Below are 20,156 nucleotides of genomic sequence, written 5' to 3'. Positions count from 1 at the left end.
CTTGCATCGTTATCGCCACGGCTGATTTAAACCAGCCGGTCACCCGGCTCTTTGCCTGCAAAAAACGCATCAAGGTTGTCGAGCGCCCGAAACCCCATGGCGTCGCGCGTGGCGCGGGTGGCGCTTCCGATATGGGGCAGCATGAAGATGTTGTCATGGCTCGCAAAGGCCGGATTGCCGCCCGGCTCCACCTCAAAGCAATCAAGCCCTGCGGCGGCGATGTGACCGGAATCGAGCGCCTCCAAAAGTGCGGCTTCGTCGATCAAAGCGCCGCGCGCGGTGTTGACGATCACGGCCCCCTCCGGCAAGCGCGCCAGACGTTCCGCATTCAGTAATTTCTTTGTCTCGGGCGTTGCCGGGCAATGCAGTGACAGGAAATCGGACACCTCAAGCAGACTATCGACGTCGGCGTGAAAGATCGCACCGGCCTCATCCTCGGGCGAAAGGCGCGAGCGGTTGTGGTAGTGGATTTCCATGTCAAACCCGCGTGCCTTGCGCGCGAACGCGCGACCGACACGGCCCATCCCGACAATGCCGATACGCGCGCCAGTGACCTGTTTGCCAACCATGAAGGAGGGTGACCAGCTATCCCAGGCGCCGGTGCGCACGATCCGGTCCCCGGCAACCGCATGACGCGCCGCGCCCAGCATCAACAGCATGGCAATCTCGGCGGTGGCATCGGACAGAACATCCGGCGTGTTGGTCACCACCACACCATGCGATTCAAGCGCGGGCAGGTCACAGTGATCTACACCGACCGAATGGTTGGCAACGATCTTGAGGCGCGGATCAAGCTGTGCCACCACCTCGGCGCTGAAATGCTCGGAATGACAGGGGATCATGCCATCGACACGGGCGCTCATCGCGATGATATCCTCGGCACTGCCGGGGGTGTCATCCTCGTTTACGATGACCTCGTAGTCGCGGCGCGCACGCGCCAAGGTCGCATCGGAAAGCCGGCGCGGAATCCAGATAACGGGCTTGTCCGACATATCAGCTCTTGTTTTTGCTGGATGTCAGGAAGTCATAGGCCGCAAGGGCTGCCGTGAAAAGGGTCACCAGCCAGAGGTCAAGCTCGCCGATCTTGCTGGCCAGAATGTAAAGAAATCCTGCGAAAACCGCAAAGGCGAAGAGGGCAAGGAATCTGTTCATGTGTCTGTCCTTTTGTTAAGCGCCGGCATCGGTAAGCCAGCCTTGGAACCAGTTTGCATTACGTAAAAGCCGCGCATCATTGCCGCGTGCGGCAACAAGCTGAATCCCCATGGGAAGACCGTTTTCGGCCGTAAACGCGGGGATCGTGATCGCGGGCGCGCCGACGAATGTCCATAGCCCGTTGAAAAGCGCGCTTCCGGTGAACTCAAGGCCCTCGGGAGCGGGGCCCATGGCGGCGGGGCATATGATAGCATCGCAGCGTTCAAATATTTCATCAAGCCCGGCATAAAGCACATCGCCCCAGTCCAATGCCGCGAGATAATCACGCGCCAGAATGGCATTGCCTTTGCTGAGCGCCTCAAGGGTCAGCGGGCCAAGGCGGTCGGCGCCCTTGTTGCCATAGCTGTAATAATAACGCGCCATTTCAGCAAAGTTCACCCGCTCGCGCAGCATGGCGGCATCGCCAAAGGGCGCGGGAAGTTCAACCTCGAACATCCGGTCACCAAGGGCCTCGGCCAATTCGGCAAAGGCGGCGTGAAGCTCGGGGTCGGCATCGTCCCAACCGGGCGGTTTGACGAAGGCAAAGATTGGCTTGATCGGCGGTTCCGAGGTGGCGATCTCAAGCAGCGGTGGTGCCGGCTCTGGCCGGGTGGCAGAATCGGCCTCGTCATAGCCAAACAGCACCTCGGCGATCAGGGCCGCATCGGCGGGGGTACGGGCGAAAACGCCGACCGTGTCGAGCGTTGGCGACTGCATCAGAACGCCGGTGCGCGGGATCGCGCCAAAGCTTGGCTTGAACCCGGTGATGCCGCAATAAGATGCCGGTCGAATGACCGAGCCGCCGGTTTGCGTGCCAACCGCCAGCGGCACCATGCCATCCGCGACCGCCGCAGCAGACCCCGAAGACGAGCCGCCCGGTGTATGCGTAAGGTTATGCGGGTTGCAGGTCGGTCCGGCCTGCATAAAGGCAAGCTCGGTGGTGACCGTCTTGCCCATGATGATCGCGCCGGCCGTCTTTAGTTTCTCGACGATAGCGGCGTCTTTGATCGGCACCCGGCCCTTATCAATCTCACAGCCGTTTTCGGTCGGGATTTTGGCGGTGTCGATGATGTCTTTCAGGGCGACGGGCAACCCGTGCAGCGACCCGATGGCGCGCCCGGTCTGGCGATGGATATCCAGTTGGCGCGCCTGATGGCGGGCAAATTCGGGATCAAACCACGCCCAGGCGTGGACTTCGGGTTCGCGGGCCTCAATCCTTTCGATCGAGGCCTCGACCACCTCCAGGGCACTAAGCGCGCCGGTTGCCAGACGCTCGCGTAGGGTGCAAGCGTCCAGCATCAGGATATCGGCCTTATTTGCCATACATCAGCTCCGGCAGATAAAACACGATCTGCGGGAAGATGTACATCATCGCCATGGCTATGAAGACACAGAACAGGAAGGGCATGACCCCCCGAAAGATCTGGGTCAGCTTGATTTCCGGTGGCGCGATGCCTTTCAGATAGTAAGCCGACATTGCCATTGGTGGCGTTAGAAAGCTGGTCTGAAGGTTAAGCGCGACCAGAATGCCGAAGAACAGCGGATCAATCTGGAAGAACGCCAGCAGGGGCAGGAAGATCGGCACGAAGATGATGATGATCTCGGACCATTCAAGCGGCCAGCCCAGAAGGAAGATGATCAGCTGCGCAAGCAGCAGGAACATCAGCGGGCTAAGGTTCAGACCCTGAACGAACTCTGAAATCAGATGTTCGCCACCAAGATAAGAGAACACGGCCGAGAAGGTGTAAGAGCCAACAAAAAGCCAGCACACCATCGCGGTGGTCCGCACGGTCAGGTAGACGCTCTCGCGCATCCGCTGCCATGTCATCGCTCGATAAACAAAGGCAAGGAAGATCCCGCCCAATGCACCGATCGAGGCCGCCTCGCTTGGGGTGGCAAGACCGAACAGGATCGAGCCAAGCACAGCGAGAATAAGAAAGGCCAGCGGCACAAGCGACGTCAGGATCATGATCGCCAGTTGCGACTTGGGAATGTCGGGCACTTCCTCTGCGGTCGGGCGTGGCGCGATCGACGGCTGAAGGATGGAACGACCGATGACATAGATCAGGTAGAGGGTCACCAGCGTCAGGCCGGGCAATAGCGCCGCCGCGTAAAGACGGACAATCGACACGTTCGAGGCCGCCGCATAGACGATAAGCATGATCGACGGCGGGATAAGGATACCAAGCGTACCACCCGCGCAGATAATGCCGCTGGCGAATGACGGATCATACCGCGCCTTGAGCATCGCCGGCAGCGCCAGCAGGCCCATCAGCGTGACAACCGCGCCAACAATACCGGTAGCGGTGGCAAACAGCGCACAGGTGATGAGCGCCGCAACACCCATCGAGCCGGGCATGTTCTTGGCCGCGATATTCAGCGTCGAAAACAGCCGGTCAACGATATTGGCGCGCTCGACGATATAACCCATGAACAGGAACAGCGGAACAGCGGTCAGAACCTCGTTCGACATGACCGTGAACGTCTGGTTCACGAACAAATCGAATATTCGGTTATTAAATAACCCCTCTATCCAGAGGCCTGTGGAATCAAGCCAGCCGGTATCGTCGGCCATTCGGTCAAAGCTGCGCCACATACGGCGCGCGTCAAAATAGGCGTAATAGCCAAAGCCAATGCCCATGGCCATCAGCGTAAAGGCAATCGGAAAGCCCAGAAACACGAAGATGATGAACAGGCCCAGCATCATCAGGGCGATTTGGGGATCGGTCATGGATGTGCATCCTTCTCGGCCTCAGAGGCCTTTTGCATCAGCAGGTCTTCGGTCTCAAAGACGTCTTCATCGGCGGGAAGCCATTCATTGGTGCGCATGCAGTGAATGCAGCGGCAAACCTGGGCGATGCCCTGAATGAACAGCAAAAGACCGGCGACAACGATCACGGTCTTGAATTGATAGATCGGCACGCCCGCAGGGCTGTTGACCGAAACCTCGCCATAAGACCAGGACCGCGCGGCGTATTTCCATCCTGCCAGAACCAGAGCGATGACGCCGGGAAAGAAGAAGATGATGTAGAGCACGAAATCGATCTTCGCCTGATTACGCGGCTGCCAGAGCCGATAAAGGAAGTCGCCCCGAACATGCCCGCCCCGCGAAAGGGTATAGGCGCCACCCATCATGAACAGCGTGCCGTACATGATAAAGGACACGTCAAGCGCCCAGGCCGTCGGATTGTTGAAAACATAGCGGACGACAACTTCGTATCCGGTGCCAACGGCCATCAGGACGATGAGCCAGGCAAAGGATTTGCCAAACCAGGCCGACAGGTTGTCGGCAAAACGTATGAAACTAATCACACGAGCCCCCTTTCAGTTGAAAAGCGGCCCCGGCGTATGTGTCGCCGGGGCCTTCATCAAGTCAGATTTTATCTGAGATCACATCTTCAGCTTGCCGGGGAAGTAGTGGTTATACGCAAGCGTATAATCCGGCGCGTTCATGATCTCGTAATAGGTGACTTGCTCGACCCAGGCGCGCTGGCTGTCGAGGGTCTTTTTCATGAACGGATCTTCTTCAAGCTGCGGGATCAGTTCGTCCCAGGCCTTGAGCTGACCGGCAAGGATGTTTTCCGAGGTGCGGTGCACGTTAACGCCCGCTTCTTCCTGCAGCCACTTGAGGTCCGAAGAATAGCGACGCATCGCTTTTGCGGTGTTCGCTGTCGAAGCCGCTTCAACGCCGTACTTGAGGATCGCGGCCAGATCGGGACCGATATCTTCCATCGTCAGGCGGTTGAACAGGAATTCAAAGCTTTCCGACGCCTGGTGATAGGACGACAGATAATAGTTCTTGGCAACGTCATGCGCGCCAAAGTCTTTATCCGACGACGGGTTGTTGAATTCGAACGCGTCGATCACGCCACGCTCCATCGCGGGAACGATTTCGCCGCCCGGAAGCTGAGCAACGGACATGCCCATCGACTGCAAAAGGTCAGCCGCCAGACCAACGGTCCGGTACTTGAAGCCGTTCAGATCGTCGACGGTGTTCACTTCCTCTTTAAACCAGCCAAAGGGCTGTGCGAACATCGGGAAGCCCATGTAGCCGTCAACGTCCATCCCGAGGATGTCTTGTGTCAGCTCGTCATAAAGGGCCTTACCGCCACCTTCATAGAACCATGACAGCATTGTCGTGGCGGAACCGCCGAAGACAGGGCCGGTGCCAAACAGCGACGCCGCTTTGTTCTTGCCGTACCAGTAGACCGGCACAGAGTGCGCCATATCCAGAACACCATCGTTCACCGCGTCCAGAACCTGGAAAGCCGCAACAACCGCGCCTGCGGGCAGAACGTCGATTTTCAAACGACCGCCGGACATTGCTTCAACGCGATCGGCATAATCCTGTGCGAATTCTTGCCAGATGTTGCCCGCACCCCAGGATGTCTGCATTTTGAGAACGATCGGCGCTTGCGCCAATACGGCCGGTGCTGCCAGCGTGCCTGCTGCAGCGGTCCCGGCAAAGGCCGCGCGCTGCAAGAACGAGCGCCGGTCCAATTTTGCCTTGTCTGTCATGGTTTCCTCCCATTACGTACTAATTCTAATTGCGAATAATCGCATTTATGATGGCGAGCATGTAGAACCGCACAGGCGATTCGACGCGAGACGGCCCGCCACGCCTGCGCGATGTTACTGGTTCTGGGACCAAAAACAAGCATTCTGGTAAGAATATTTGACCAACTTGGCCTGTTTTTCGGGAAGATTAGGCATTTTTCCTTGGAAACCATCCAAAGCCGGTCCAAACCCGACGGAAAACTCCACCTATTCAGCGCACGACAATCATTCACGCACGGGCCTCGGCGAGCTGTTATTGCCCGTCCCTGAATACTCCGGGCGCGAGGGGCAGGGCCCTCAGCCCTCCTTATACGGCAATTCTTGGTCGGCCCGAGACTTCGACAGTAATTTCTGCTTCCAAAAACACCTGCCGCGCTTCGGCCTGTGCCTGTTTAACCTCTCGCCGGGCCGTGACGTGGATATCTGCGGCACCGGCCGCCTCGGCCTCGGCGCGGGCATCGGCCTCGAGTGCGGATTGAAGCGCTTGCATCGCAACCTCAGAGGCGGCGTAATCCTCGGGCCCGGTTTCCAGGTGAACGCGATACTTGCCTTCGGCGGGCGAGGTCACAGTGCCACTGCGCCGGATCGTGATTCGACCAACAACCGCGCCGATTGCATTGGCAACCCCGGCATGTTCGGGCAGGATCATATGGGTATGCACCCGCTCGCCAACTGCCGGATAATAGCTCGCGGCAGAGGCGCCAAGCCCGATCACCGGCACCGCGAGCCCGGTGTTCAGCCGCAAAAGCCCGGCGTGCTGATCCAGCCCTTTTTGCATCAAGACATGCGCCGCCAATTGCGCAGGCGGCAGGCCAAAATCAACATTCTCTTCGGCAAAAGCAGTCTCTAATAAGGCCAAACTCGTCTGATGGGTGAGTTGATCCACGATCATCTGCGCCATATCCTCTGGCGTTTGCGCAAGTGTGTTTCCCGATCCCGTCCGCTTGCGCGCCATAAGCGTCAACGCCTTTTGTGCGGCCTCGCCATCCCAGGCCTCAAGCCGCCCCAGAACATGGCTGGCATCTGATGGGGTCACTCCTGCGATCTGGACAAGACCGCGCCGCACGAGGCGCTGCAACGCCTGGCTTTCCATTCGGGTTTTGAGCATGCGTCCCACCGGATGCACCCCGTCGCCAATCCGAACAAGCAGATCTGCTTCGCGCTCGCCTAGGCCGCCACCGTCGACCCCTGACACGGCGCGCAAAAATCGCGCGTCATATTCACCGGGCGCGGCGGCGCGCAATTGCTCCTCCAGAACCGCATGAACAAGCTCAGGCGCCTCGGTCGCCATAAGGCTGATCGGGATCAAGCGACGCGGCCCAAGGGTTACACCGCCTTCAAGGCCCTCATCCCTGACATGCACCTCACTGTCGCCGCCAAGACCAAAGGTGCGCATCGCGACCGCCTCGACCATCGTGCGCCAGGGGCCTACCTGTGCACCCGCCGGGTCAATCGCGGGCCGACCATCGCGCAGAACGGCGACATCGGTGGTCGTGCCGCCAATATCCGAGACAAGCGCATGATCCGCTCCCGTCATCCAGCGCGCGCCGACAATACTCGCCGCTGGTCCGCTCAGGATCGTCTCAATCGGGCGTTCGCGGGCCTGATCGGCGGAAATAAGCGCACCATCGCCGCGCACCACCATCAGAGGTGCCTCGACGCCAAGATCGCGCAGCTTGCCCTCGGCCTTGTCGATAAGCCGCGCAATCATCCCGATCAACCGTGCATTCAATAAGGCGGTCAACGCCCGTTTCGGCCCATTCAGGCGCGCCGAAAGGTGATGAGAACACGACGCCGGCCGCCCGGTCACCTCACGAATGATCGCGGCTGCGGCAAGCTCGTGCGCCGGGTTGCGGGTCGCAAACTGCGAAGCAACAGCAAAGGCCGAAATACCATGATCAGTCTCTAACCAGGCCAAAAGTGCGTCTTTCTCCAGTGGCGTGGCTTCACCACCTGCATGGTTGTGACCGCCAGCGATCACAAGGGCGGGATCACCACCCAAAGCCTCGGCAAGACCATGCGCCGCCAGATCCGCGTCGCGAAACCCGATATAGATCAGGCCCACGCGCCCACCCTGTCCTTCGACAAGGGCATTGGTGGCCAGCGTGGTCGACAAAGAGGCAAGCCCGATCTCGCCTGCATCCACCTCTCCTTCGGCAAGTACCGCCGCCACCGCGGCGCCGATGCCAAACGCAAGATCATGCCGCGTGGTCAACGCCTTCGCGCTCGCAATCACTTCGCGCTCGTCCCTGATCAAGACCGCATCCGTATAGGTGCCGCCCGTATCCACCCCCAAAAGCAAGGTCATCCACCGATCCTTTTTCCGTTTGTTTCGGGTTTAACCGGCTTTGCGGCTTATGCCAGCCCGTTTGCGGCATCTCTCAGTCGCTTCACCGCCCAACGGGCCGCTTCGGCGACGGTTGGATCGGGGTCATTGCACAATTCACCCGCCACAGCGCTTAGTGTCGGATCGCCCGAATTGCCAACCGCATAAAGCACATTGCGCACAAAGCGATCTCGCCCAATCCGCTTTATCGGGCTGCCGGAAAACTTTTCCCGAAATGCCGCATCGTCAAGCATCGCCAGATCGGCCAGCTTGGGCGCTTTAAGGTCGTCGCGGGCATGGTATTTGACTTCGCGTGCCTCGACGGCAAATTTGTTCCAGGGACAGACCGCCAGACAGTCATCACAGCCATAAATGCGGTTGCCCATCCGAGTCCGTAGGTCTTCATCGACCGGCCCTTTATGCTCGATCGTGAGATAAGAAATGCAACGGCGCGCATCGAGCTGATGAGGGGCGGGAAAGGCATCCGTCGGACAAATATCGAGACAGGCACGGCATGATCCGCAATGATCCACCTCCGCAGGGTCGGTTTCCAAATCCAGCGTGGTAAAAACCGATCCGATAAAGAACCAACTGCCCAAATCCCGGCTGACCAGATTGGTGTGTTTGCCCTGCCAGCCAAGCCCCGAGGCCTGTCCAAGCGGCTTTTCGGGCACCGGGGCGGTGTCGACAAACACCTTCACCTCGCCGCCGGCCTCGGCAATCAGCCACCGCGCCAACCGCTTTAGCCGCTTCTTGACCGTGTCGTGATAATCCTTGTTTTGCGCATAAACAGAGACTGTTCCAACATCCCTCTGCCCCAGCGTCGCCATTGGGTCATCCTTGGGCGTATAGCTCTCGGCAAGCATGATAACCGTGCGCGCCTCGGGCCAGAGGGCCGCCGGGTTGGCTCGCCATGTCTGACGCTCGGCAAGCCAGTCCATCTGCCCGTGATACCCACGATCAATAAACGCCGCCAGACGCTCCGGTACCAGTGGCACATCCCAGGGACGACAAAGCTTGCAGGCGTCAAATCCTTCGGACATGGCCTGCTGAACAAGTCTCTGTTTCAGCGTGGCCATGTTTCTTCTTTCCCTAAATATCCCGGGGGAATCGCCCCTTGGGCGATGGGGGCAGCGCCCCCAAATTCAGAAATCCAGATCGGCATAATGCGCAGGCGGCGGAAAGCCCGGCACCTGATCGGCCAGAATGCTGCGAAAGGCCGGGCGCGATTTGATCTTGGCGTACCAATCCTTGACCGCCTCGCTTCGGTTCCAGTCAACGTCGCTGATGTAGTCGAGCGCACTCAGATGCGCGGCAGCGGCGAAATCGGCCAGCGTCATCACGTCACCGGCAAGCCAACGGCGATGATCCAGCAGCCATGCCATATAATCGAGGTGATACTTGATTGCCCGCGCGCCGTCCTTGACATTGCGGCTATCGGGAAAGCCCAGTTTCATCACCTTTTTATTCACCCGCTCCCCGACAAGCTTTGAGGTGACTTCACTGTGAAACTTGTCATCAAACCAGCCTACGATTCGGCGCACTTCGTACCTCGCATCGGTGCTTTTGGGCATAAGGCTGGGCTCTGGGTATTTTTCCTCAAGGTATTCGCAAATCGCCGCACTTTCAGACATCGTCTTGCCGTCGATCTTGAGCACCGGCACCTTGCCGGCCGGGTTGCGACGCAGGAAATCGGGATCTTGCTCCCAATACCGTTCTTCCACCAGCTCGCATTCAATCTTCTTTTCCGCGAGGCTAAGCCGCACTTTGCGGCAATAGGGCGAAAGCGGAACGTGAAAAAGCTTGGCCATAGTGCGGTTTTACCTTTGGTCCAGATGGTTGACCCTCAATGCCCACATTACGCGGGTTTTTCAATCCTCGAAACAACCAGCGCGCCCATCCCGGCGGATGGTGGCCGCTCCGTCAAGGATTTGAGCCGCCCGCGCGCGAAGCGCTTTGCCTGGCCGGCTCGCAGAGCGCCCCTTGGGATCGGGCAAAAGCGCGGCAAGGCGGGCGGCCTGCACATCGCTTAGATCGCCCGGGCCGACCCCAAAGTAATGCCGGGCGGCGGCGGCAATGCCAAACACACCTTCATCAAACTCGGCAACATTCAGGTAAACCTCGAGAATTCGGCGCTTTGGCCAAAACGCCTCGATCAGCGGGGTTATCACCGCCTCAAGCGCCTTGCGGGACCAATTACGCCCGTGCCAGAGATAGGTATTCTTGGCCACCTGCTGACTTATGGTCGAAGCGCCGCGCCCTGATCCTTCGGCAATAGCGGTGCGAATGGCGGACATATCAAACCCCCAATGCTGACAGAAATTCGCGTCTTCAGCGGCCACAAGGGCGCGCGGCATGATCGGGACCACCTCGTTGATCGGCACCCAAGTATAGTCGATCTTGCCAAGGCGGCGCGCCTCCTGACCCATGTAAAAGGTGGGGGGCGGGGTGATCACGCGGTGGGCGGCGATAACGCCCATCACGATAAGCGCCGCGATCACCGCATAGCGCAGCAGCCAACGACGCACCCACGCCAGCGGGGCCACTCGAACCCGTTTTGAAGAAGATGATTTGCGCGCCTTTGCCATGGATTAGCTATAGCGCCGCGCGCGGCGATGCAAAACCCGCTTTACGTCAGAACCGGGGGTGACTTTGCATCGCCCCCGGTCGTTTTGATCATTCCGCTGGCACGGCCTGTTTGTTGTGACCAAGCGGATAGGCAAGTTTGTCGAGCATTTCGATAGGGCAAAGCTGAAGGAAGTTGGCCTTTTCGATGTCCCAGTATTGCAGGATATCCTGGGCCTTGCGGCTTCCGGTCTCCTCAACGTGCCGTTCGATAAGGCCCTTAACCTCGGCCTCCCAATGTGGCTCTGTTACGGCGCAACTGACCAGTGTTTCGCGATTGATCAGGTTCTCGGCCCGGCCATCCGGATCGTAAAGATATGCCATGCCGCCCGTCATCCCGGCACCAAAGTTGGCGCCGATGCTGCCAAGGATCACCGCGACACCGCCGGTCATGTATTCACAGCCGTTGCTGCCACAGCCCTCGATCACCACCTTGGCGCCACTGTTGCGCACGGCAAAGCGTTCGCCGGCACGCCCGGCGGCGAAAAGATAGCCGTTGGTCGCGCCATAAAGCACGGTATTGCCGATGATCGTATTGTCGGCCGCCACAAGCGGGCTCGACATTGGCGGGCGCACCACGACGGTGCCGCCCGACAGACCCTTGCCGACATAGTCATTGGCATCGCCCGACACTTCGATCTTGAGGCCCGGCGCGGCAAAGGCCCCAAGCGACTGCCCGGCACTTCCGGTCAGTTTCACCGTCAGGTGATCGGGTTGCAGGCTGTTGCGCATGCCGAACTTCCGCACGATATGGCTTGAAATCCGGGTGCCAACGGTGCGGTCGGTGTTTTGCACCGCGTAATGCAACTGCATCTTTTCGCCATCGTTAAGGAACCGCTGCGCGTCGTTGACGATTTCGGCGTCAAGCGTATCGGGCACCTCGTTGCGCGGGCGGTTGCGGTCATACCGTTGGTCCTTGGCGCCATCGACCGTGATCAGCATCGGGTTGAGGTCAAGATCATCCAGATGCGCCGAGCCACGGCTGACCTGTGTCAACAGGTCGGCGCGGCCAATCACGTCGTCCATGCTGCGCGCACCGATGCTGGCCAGCAATTCACGCACTTCCTGGGCATAGAACGTGATCAGGTTCACGACCTTTTCGGCATTGCCGGTGAACTTGTCGCGCAGCGCCTCATCCTGGGTACAAACGCCAACCGGGCAGGTGTTGCTCTGGCACTGGCGCACCATGATACAACCCATGGCGATCAGTGCGGCGGTGCCGATGCCGTATTCCTCGGCGCCCATCATCGCGGCCATGACAATGTCACGCCCGGTGCGAAGCCCGCCATCCGTGCGCAGGGTGATACGCGTGCGCAGGTTGTTCATCGACAGAACCTGATGCGCCTCGGTAAGACCCATTTCCCACGGCAGGCCGGCATATTTGATCGAGGTGGCCGGGCTTGCCCCGGTGCCCCCGTTATGACCCGAAATCAGGATCACATCCGCCTTGGCCTTGGCCACTCCGGCGGCAATCGTGCCAACGCCCGATTGCGCCACAAGCTTGACCGTGACCTTTACGCCCGGATTGATCTGTTTGAGATCATAGATCAGCTGGGCCAGATCCTCGATCGAATAGATATCGTGGTGCGGCGGCGGTGAAATAAGCGTGACGCCCTTGGTCGAATGGCGCAGACGCGCGATAAGGTCGGTCACCTTCATGCCGGGCAACTGGCCACCCTCACCGGGCTTGGCGCCCTGGGCCACCTTGATTTCAAGCTCTTCACAGTGATTGAGATATTCAGCTGTGACACCAAACCGGCCGGATGCGACCTGTTTGATCTTGGCCGACGGGTTGTCACCATTGGCCTCGGGGGTGAAATGTGCGGGGTCTTCGCCGCCTTCGCCGCTGTCAGAGCGCGCACCGATCCGGTTCATCGCCACGTTGAGGGTCTTATGCGCCTCGGGGCTCAGCGCCCCAAGCGACATGCCCGGCGTGACAAAGCGTTTGCGGATCGCCGTGACGCTTTCGACCTCTTCAATCGGGATCGCGGCGCCCAACGGCTTGATCGCCATCAGATCACGCAAGTGGATCGGCGGATTGGCCTGCATCGCCGTGGAATAGCGCTTCCACATCTCATAGCTGGCCTTGTTACAGGCGACCTGAAGCATATGCATGGTCTGCGCGCCCCAAGCGTGGGTTTCGCCCGATTTGCGCGCCTTGTAAAAGCCGCCGATCGGAAGAATATCCTGCCCGCCGCGATAGGCGCGGGCGTGGACCTCTTCAAGCTTGGCCTGAACGCCGCTGACGCCGATGCCGGAAATCCGACTGGTGAGACCCGGGAAATACTCGGCACACATGGCACGGCTAAGGCCGACCGCCTCAAAGTTGAGGCCACCACGATAGCTTGAGATCACCGAAATTCCCATCTTCGACATGATCTTGAGCAGGCCCTGATCAATCGCGGCACGATAACGGGCGACCGCTTCGGTCAGCGAGCCATCAATCAGGCCACGTTCGATCCGGTCGGCGATGCTGTCTTCGGCAAGATAGGCGTTGACCACGGTCGCCCCGGCCCCGATCAGCACGGCAAAATAATGCGGGTCGATACATTCGGCCGACCGCACGCTCAGTGAACAGAAGGTGCGCAAACCCTTGCGCGTGAGATGGCTGTGGACCGCACTTGTGGCCAGAATCATCGGCATGCCGACGCGATCTTCACCCTGGTTCTGGTCGGTCAGGATCAGGTGACCAGAGCCGCTTCTGACGGCATCCTCGGCTTCGGCGCGAATGCGTTCCAGACCCTTTTGCAGCGCGTTCTTGCCGGGTGCAAAGCTACAATCAATCTCGGTCACATCGGCGTTGAACTGGCGGATCATCTCAAGCCACTGGGCGTTGCCGACAAAGGGGCTTTCCAGCACCAAAATCTCGGTCTGCGCGCTTGATTCATCCAGCACGTTCTTGAGATTTCCGAACCGTGTCTTAAGGCTCATCACCCGGAACTCGCGCAGGCTGTCGATTGGCGGGTTGGTGACCTGGCTAAAGTTCTGGCGGAAATAGTGACTAAGCGGGCGGTATTGCTTGGAGAGAACCGCGCTTGGCGTGTCGTCGCCCATGCTTGCGATCGCCTCTTTGCCATCCTCGGCCATCGGCGCAAGGATTTGCTCCAGTTCCTCGATGCTATAGCCGGCCGCGATCTGGCGACGGCGAAGCTTTGCGCCGGTGAAAATCGGCGCTTCGCTGACAACGGCCAGCTTTTCGTCAAGCTCGTTGATCTTGCCAACCCATTCGCCAAAGGGCTGGGCATTGGCGAGCTTATCCTTGACCTCGGAATCGTGGTAAAGCTTACCGTCGGCCATATCCACGGCCAGCATCTGACCCGGCCCAAGCGCGCCTTTTTCCTTCACGGTCGCCTCGTCAATCGGCACCATTCCGGCCTCGGACCCCGCGATGACAAGGCCATCACCTGTCACCACATAGCGCATCGGCCGCAGGCCGTTACGGTCAAGCCCGGCGCACACCCAACGCCCATCGGTCATCGCAAGCGCGGCGGGGCCATCCCAAGGCTCCATCACGGAGTTGCAATAGGAATACATATCGCGCCATGCAGCGGGGAGGTCTTCGGCCTGTTTTGACCAGGATTCCGGCACAAGCATGGTTTTCGCCATCGGCGCATTGCGCCCGGCGCGCACCAGAACCTCGAACACAGCATCAAGCGCGGCACTGTCACTTGATCCTTGCGGGATGATCGGCTTGATATCTTCGGCCAGATCGCCGAATGCGCCACTTGCCATGCGGATTTCGTGGCTTTTCATCCAGTTCACATTGCCCTTGAGCGTGTTGATCTCGCCGTTATGGGCCAGCATGCGGAACGGCTGCGCCAGCCACCACTGTGGGAAGGTGTTGGTCGAATAGCGCTGATGATAGATGGCGAAGGCGGATTTGAAGCGCTCGTCCATCAGATCGGGGTAGAACACCGCGACCTGTTCGGCCAGCATCATGCCTTTGTAGATGATGCTGCGGCAGGACAGGCTTGCGATGTAAAGCCCGCTGATCCCGGCTTCGTTCACGGCTTTTTCGATCCGGCGACGGATCACGTAAAGCTCGCGCTCGAAGGTTTCCTCGTCGATGTCCTTGGCATTGGTGATCAAGATTTGTTCGATCTCGGGGCGGGTCACATTCGCCTTTTCCCCAAGACAGGTCACATCGACCGGCACGTGACGCCAGCCATAGATCGTGTGCCCCATGCGAAGCACTTCGGTTTCGACAATCGTGCGGCACGCTTCTTGCGCGCCAAAGTTGGTACGCGGCAAGAACACCTGGCCGACCGCGATCAGGCGATCCTGTTCGGGCTCGTGGCCGGTACGACGGATCTGGTCATAAAAGAACGGCACCGGAATTTGCAGATGAATACCCGCGCCATCGCCGGTCTTGCCATCGGCATCGACCGCGCCGCGATGCCAGATCGCCTTGAGGGCATCAATGCCGGCCTGCACAACGCGGCGGCTTGGCTTGCCGTCAATCGACACCACAAGGCCGACGCCACAGGAAGAATGCTCTTCTTCCTCGGAATACATGCCATTCTCGGCCAGCCACTTGCGCTTGGCTTCTTCTTTAACGGCCCAGTCAGAATCAAACTTCGTCATTTTCTTTAACCCTTCGTCTACCCGGTGGGTCAGGGACGCTTCCCTGTTTCGGGTGCTTGTGCGGCATGAACCGCGCGTGAATTCTATTCGGCCGCGACGGCCTGCGCTGCGTTCAGGTGATTAAGAACAGCCGCCGCAGAATCGCGTCCGTCGCGGATCGCCCAAACCACAAGGCTGGCGCCGCGCACGATATCGCCAACGGCAAATACACCGTCCATCGCGGTTTGCCCGCTGGTGAACTCGGCCTTGATGGTGCCCCAACGGGTCACTTCCAATTCCTTTTGATTCCACAGCGTCGGAAGATCCTCTGGCTCGAACCCAAGCGCCTTAATCACAAGATCGGCGGGCTCGTCATGCTCGGCGCCTTCAATCGGCTCGGGGCTTTGACGGCCCGTGGCATCGGGGGCGCCAAGGCGCATCTTTTGTACCTTTACCGAAGTCACCGGATCACCGGCAAAACCCTTGGGCGCGCTCAGCCATTCGAACTTGACGCCTTCTTCCTCGGCGTTTTGAACTTCACGCTGGCTTCCGGGCATGTTCTCGCGGTCACGGCGATAAAGACAGGTCACCGATTTCGCGCCCTGACGGATCGCCGTGCGCACGCAATCCATTGCCGTATCACCGCCGCCGACCACGACAATGCGCTTGCCTGCGGCGTTCAGCTCGCCACTTTCAAACTCGGGCACAGTATCGCCGAAACACACCCGGTTGCTGGCGGTCAGATAGTCAATCGCGCGCACGATGCCATTTGCACCGGCGCCCGGCCCTTGCAGATCACGCGACTTGTAAACGCCGGTCGCGATCATGACCGCGTTGTGTTTGCCACGGATTTCATCAAAGGTGATGTCCTTGCCCACATCGCAATTGAGCACAAAAGTCACGCCGCCTTTTTCAAGCTGCTTGACCCGGCGCATGACCACGTCTTTCTCAAGCTTGAAGCCCGGAATGCCATAGGTAAGCAGACCGCCACCACGATCATAGCGGTCATAAACCGTCACCTGAATGCCGACGCGCCGCAGCACATCCGCCGCCGCAAGGCCACCGGGGCCAGCGCCGATGATACCAACAGACTCGGCGCGTTCCCGCGCGGGCGTGATGGTCTCGACCCAGCCTTCCTGCCATGCGGTGTCGGTAATGTATTTCTCGACCGCGCCGATTGTGACCGTGCCGTGACCGGATTGTTCGATCACGCAGTTGCCTTCACACAGGCGATCCTGCGGGCAGATGCGGCCACAAATCTCGGGAAAGGTGTTGGTCAGCTGGCTCAGTTCATACGCTTCCTTGAGCCGTCCTTCGGCGGTCAGGCGAAGCCAGTCGGGGATGTTGTTGTGCAATGGGCAATGGGTCTGGCAATAGGGCACACCGCACTGGCTGCAACGGCTGGCCTGTTCCTTGGCCTTGGCATCCGCGAATTCTGCATAGATTTCATGGAAATCCTCGCGCCGTTTATCGGCACCGCGTTTTTCGGGCATAACCCGGTCTACGCTTATGAATTTCAACATTGGTTGCTTAGCCACTGCAAGCCCTCCCGACTCTGGTTGTGAAGCGGGTTTTATAATAGTCGAAACTCAATTAAAAGTCATAAGCTATGACCTATTGTGAAATTATTTTCGCTGCACAGCAGAAGTCGCTTGTAGAAACATCCAAAATTAAGTCCGATTCGGATGTATAATGGCGTTTGCCTTTGAAAGAAAATAATTTATAGCAGCGGAAAACCCGAGCAGGACGCTGGCAATGCCGCTATTTCATATTTTCCTCGTGGCCATCCTTCAGGGGGTTACCGAGTTTTTGCCGATCTCTTCTTCGGGTCACCTGATTCTTTTGCCCGCGCTGACCGGCCTTCAAGATCAGGGACAAATGATTGATGTAGCGGTTCATATCGGCACCCTTTTGGCAGTCACGATCTATTTCTGGGGCGACTTGCGCGACGCGATCATCGGGCTTGCACGTCTGGTACGCGGGCGCGTCGATACCCCCGGCGCGCGGCTGGCGCTGCTTTTGCTGATCGCCTCGGTTCCGGTCATTGCCTGTGGCCTCTTGCTCAAACTGACCGGGCTGGATGACAAAATGCGATCAGTCGCGGTAATTGGCTGGACCACACTTATCTTTGGTTTGCTGCTCTATTGGTCGGATCAAACCGGCAAGAGCGTGAAAACCGCCGAGGACTGGAACGTCAGGGACGCCATTATAACCGGCCTCTGGCAGGCAGTTGCGCTAATTCCCGGCACGTCGCGCTCTGGCATTACGATCACCGGCGCGCGGTTTCTCGGCTATGAACGCCGTGATGCCGCCAAGGTTTCGATGCTGATGTCGGTGCCGACGATCTTTGCAAGTGGCGTATTTCTTGGAGGCAAGGTGGCGGTGGACGCTGACATGGCGCTGTTGCGCGATGGGGCAATTGCGGCCTTGTTTGCATTTGGCGCGGCCCTGCTTGCACTTACCCTGATGATGCGGCTCTTGCGCAGCGTCAGCTTTACGCCCTACGTTATTTACCGGATCATTCTGGGCCTGTCCCTGTTGGGATTTGCCTATCTCTGACGGCGTCAGGGCCTAATGCGCGCGCAGATTCTTCGCGGATTCCTTGATCGCCTCGTATTGTCCCGCAGGGCGGAACCGCCAGAGGTAGTCCGGCAAGACCGTCTCGACTGCAACCGGGGTGATCCCAAGATCGGCAAAGCCGCGGGAACCCGACGCCACGACATTATCCACCCTCAGGCTTTTAACCTGATCGCTGGTAATCTGCGCGGGCACGAGGCCCAGCGTCACGGTCTGGATAAGATCCATCACCCCACCCATCACCGAGGCGATGCCAAAGGGAATGTTCACGATAAGGCGGCGGCGGCGGATCACCGTCAGCATCTGTTGCATCAGCTGGCGAAAGGTTGCCACCTCGGGGCCGCCAAGCTCGTAAATGCCGGGCTCGGCCTTGCCCGTCGCACCCAGAACGGCGGCCTTTGCAACATCATCCACGTAAACCGGCTGAAACTTGGTCTCGGCGCCAACCACAGGCAGGATCGGGCCAAAGCGCGTCATCCCGGCAAAGCGGTTGAAGAACTGATCTTCGGCCCCAAAGACAACCGAGGGCCGCAGAATCACGGCGTTCGGGAAATACTCGATCACGCCGGCCTCGCCCTGGGCCTTGCTTTGGGCATAGGCACTATCGGACTCAAGATCGGCGCCGATGGCCGAAATATGCACAAGCTGGGCAACACCCTCTTCGGCGGCAAGCCGGGCAATGCGAGCGGCACCTTCGTTCTGGATCGCCTGAAAGCTGTTGCGCCCCTTGCGGTCAAACGTGCCGACGCAATTGATAACGGCATCCGCGCCCGTAAGCACGGCGCGCACGCTGGCATCATCGCGGATATTGCAAAACACCGGCTCGACCTGACCGACCACGCCGTAGGGTTTGACATGCATCGCCTCGTTCGGGCGACGCACCGCCACCCGCACCCTCCAGCCCGCTTGCGCCATACGCCGTGCGATGTAACGGCCAACAAATCCTGATCCGCCATAGATGGTTACAAGCTTTGACATGAAAGGCCCCTTCGCTCTGCGCTTTTGCTGACTTTCCTACCGCCCCAAAGCGGTTTCGACAAGGTGATAAGGCAATATGCCGGTTAACAGCGAAATCGGCGTTGACACTGCTTTTGTCGAAGGATACATGCCTGCTGCACGACACCTGCCCAGGTGGCGGAATGGTAGACGCGCTAGCTTCAGGTGCTAGTACTCGCAAGGGTGTGGAGGTTCGAGTCCTCTCCTGGGCACCATACCGGCCTCTTGAAGGCCCTGTTTTTCAAGTATATCAGGCACTTCGCGTCCATCCCGAGACACAAATCGGGACACATATGGGACACAAGCGATGGTGATGATGATGAAACTCAAGTATGTTGATGTGCTATCAGGGGGCCGTAAACGGTTCCGTAAGCGCTACCCCAAGGCCGTTGCTCATCTTTTCGAGGATGAGTTCTTTCAGGTGCCAATGAAGGCGCGTGAGGGGGTTGCTTTGGTCATCGAGCGGGAGACCCTTCTGGCCGAGTTCGACAAGATCGTTGCCAAGGCCAAGCGCAAAGCTGCGGGCGCTGGGCAGCTTTCACCTCTGGAGCATTGGCGAGAATCAGTTGCCGAGGCGGAGGCCATGCTGGCCGCTATCAAGGGAATGCCTGATGATGGTGATGAAGGTGACGATAGGCGGGAAGTTTTGGCCGATGATCTCCGTCTGAGAGGGGCTGACCCGGTGCTGGTCGCGGCAGTCCTTGACCCGAACAACGATCATGAAGAGCGCGATGAGCCTCCTGTCACGATGCTGGACGCGAAGAAGATGTATTTCACTGAGCGTGTTGAGGGTGAGAAGGGGCGTAACAAGCGGGACCAGCTTGAGCGCGTTTGTGTCCGTGTAGAGAAGGCCTTAGGCCCCCTTAGCAAGCTCCCTTTGGTGGACCTCAAGAGGGAACATGCGAGGAAGCTGAGGGATTTCCTTCTCAAGGAGACGAAGGCTGACGGGTCTCTTCTGGCTGCTGGGTCTCTCAGGCGTGAGCGTAACACGCTGGTGTCTATGGTCACTCTGGCAATCGAGGAGTTCGATCTTGAGGGCAAGGCGTCGAACCCGTTCAAAGGGATGGACTTGACCCGAAAGGATGCACCACCAGAGACCGAGGGGTCCAAGCGTGAGTCGCTTCCTGATGATGTGATCAAGGCTATGAGGGTGCGCGTTAGGGACAACATCAAGGAACCCTCTCTGGGCCTCATATGGCGGCTCTTGGAGGGCACCGGGTGCAGGGTACCCACGCGGCCAGGGTCGAGCGATCCAGATCGATCCCTTGGCGGCTGTAGATTTGTGCCTGCCGATAGAGCGGCAGGTGATCCGCATATTTTG

The 20,156-nt window shown here is 59.0% G+C and carries 14 protein-coding genes, 1 tRNA gene and 1 pseudogene; 2 read left to right on the top strand and 14 right to left on the bottom strand.

The window, feature by feature from the left end; all coding sequences use genetic code 11:
* Nucleotides 1-26: 26 nt before the first annotated feature.
* The 12 genes from BUB78_RS06480 to BUB78_RS06430 form a co-directional block, all read right to left on the bottom strand.
* A complete protein-coding gene (locus BUB78_RS06480; RefSeq protein ID WP_073196283.1) occupies nt 27-992 on the bottom strand; it encodes a 2-hydroxyacid dehydrogenase in 966 nt (321 codons plus the stop codon).
* Nucleotide 993: 1 nt separating this feature from the next.
* Nucleotides 994-1,152, bottom strand: a complete 159-nt coding sequence (locus tag BUB78_RS20660) for a hypothetical protein (protein WP_170865034.1) — start codon at nt 1,150-1,152, stop codon at nt 994-996.
* A 15-nt stretch (nt 1,153-1,167) separates the two neighbouring features.
* Nucleotides 1,168-2,514, bottom strand: coding sequence for an amidase (locus tag BUB78_RS06475; protein WP_073196281.1), 1,347 nt, complete (start codon nt 2,512-2,514; stop codon nt 1,168-1,170).
* Nucleotides 2,504-3,922: a TRAP transporter large permease gene (locus tag BUB78_RS06470; protein WP_073196279.1), complete on the bottom strand. Its 1,419-nt coding sequence runs from the start codon at nt 3,920-3,922 to the stop codon at nt 2,504-2,506. The genes BUB78_RS06475 and BUB78_RS06470 overlap by 11 nt, the downstream gene beginning before the upstream one ends.
* Nucleotides 3,919-4,503 (bottom strand): TRAP transporter small permease subunit, encoded by a 585-nt coding sequence (locus tag BUB78_RS06465; protein WP_073196276.1) that lies wholly within the window; start codon nt 4,501-4,503, stop codon nt 3,919-3,921. Before BUB78_RS06465 ends, BUB78_RS06470 begins: the two co-directional genes overlap by 4 nt.
* A gap of 78 nt (nt 4,504-4,581) precedes the next feature.
* Complete coding sequence (locus tag BUB78_RS06460) at nt 4,582-5,709, bottom strand: TRAP transporter substrate-binding protein (RefSeq protein ID WP_073196274.1); 1,128 nt, start codon at nt 5,707-5,709, stop codon at nt 4,582-4,584.
* A gap of 346 nt (nt 5,710-6,055) precedes the next feature.
* Nucleotides 6,056-8,056: a hydantoinase/oxoprolinase N-terminal domain-containing protein gene (locus BUB78_RS06455; protein ID WP_073196272.1), complete on the bottom strand. Its 2,001-nt coding sequence runs from the start codon at nt 8,054-8,056 to the stop codon at nt 6,056-6,058.
* A gap of 47 nt (nt 8,057-8,103) precedes the next feature.
* A complete protein-coding gene (gene queG, locus BUB78_RS06450; RefSeq protein WP_073196270.1) occupies nt 8,104-9,153 on the bottom strand; it encodes a tRNA epoxyqueuosine(34) reductase QueG in 1,050 nt (349 codons plus the stop codon).
* 66 nt (nt 9,154-9,219) lie between these two features.
* Nucleotides 9,220-9,885, bottom strand: a complete 666-nt coding sequence (gene fzlA, locus BUB78_RS06445; protein WP_073196267.1) for an FtsZ-binding protein FzlA — start codon at nt 9,883-9,885, stop codon at nt 9,220-9,222.
* Between the two features lie 60 nt (nt 9,886-9,945).
* Nucleotides 9,946-10,662 (bottom strand): monofunctional biosynthetic peptidoglycan transglycosylase, encoded by a 717-nt coding sequence (mtgA, locus tag BUB78_RS06440; protein ID WP_073196264.1) that lies wholly within the window; start codon nt 10,660-10,662, stop codon nt 9,946-9,948.
* An 88-nt stretch (nt 10,663-10,750) separates the two neighbouring features.
* Nucleotides 10,751-15,283, bottom strand: a complete 4,533-nt coding sequence (gene gltB / locus BUB78_RS06435) for a glutamate synthase large subunit (protein WP_073196263.1) — start codon at nt 15,281-15,283, stop codon at nt 10,751-10,753.
* 83 nt (nt 15,284-15,366) lie between these two features.
* Nucleotides 15,367-16,800: an NAD(P)-dependent oxidoreductase gene (locus tag BUB78_RS06430; protein ID WP_073196261.1), complete on the bottom strand. Its 1,434-nt coding sequence runs from the start codon at nt 16,798-16,800 to the stop codon at nt 15,367-15,369.
* A gap of 217 nt (nt 16,801-17,017) precedes the next feature.
* Here BUB78_RS06430 and BUB78_RS06425 point away from each other — a divergent pair, with 217 nt between their 5' ends.
* Nucleotides 17,018-17,821, top strand: coding sequence for an undecaprenyl-diphosphate phosphatase (locus tag BUB78_RS06425; RefSeq protein WP_073196259.1), 804 nt, complete (start codon nt 17,018-17,020; stop codon nt 17,819-17,821).
* A gap of 12 nt (nt 17,822-17,833) precedes the next feature.
* On the opposite strand, the gene BUB78_RS06420 is transcribed toward BUB78_RS06425, so the two are convergent.
* Nucleotides 17,834-18,817, bottom strand: a complete 984-nt coding sequence (locus tag BUB78_RS06420; protein ID WP_073196257.1) for a complex I NDUFA9 subunit family protein — start codon at nt 18,815-18,817, stop codon at nt 17,834-17,836.
* A gap of 147 nt (nt 18,818-18,964) precedes the next feature.
* Between BUB78_RS06420 and BUB78_RS06415 the strand changes: the two genes are divergently transcribed.
* Nucleotides 18,965-19,050 (top strand) — tRNA-Leu (locus tag BUB78_RS06415).
* A gap of 1,011 nt (nt 19,051-20,061) precedes the next feature.
* On the opposite strand, the pseudogene BUB78_RS20265 reads toward BUB78_RS06415, so the two are convergent.
* Nucleotides 20,062-20,156, bottom strand: a pseudogene (locus BUB78_RS20265) (IS66 family transposase); the annotation flags it as partial.

The organism is Roseovarius marisflavi, from assembly GCF_900142625.1.
Classification (GTDB): Bacteria; Pseudomonadota; Alphaproteobacteria; order Rhodobacterales; family Rhodobacteraceae; genus Roseovarius; species Roseovarius marisflavi.
Note: the sequence above shows the minus strand (reverse complement) of the source record. Positions and strands in the feature narration are given on the sequence as shown.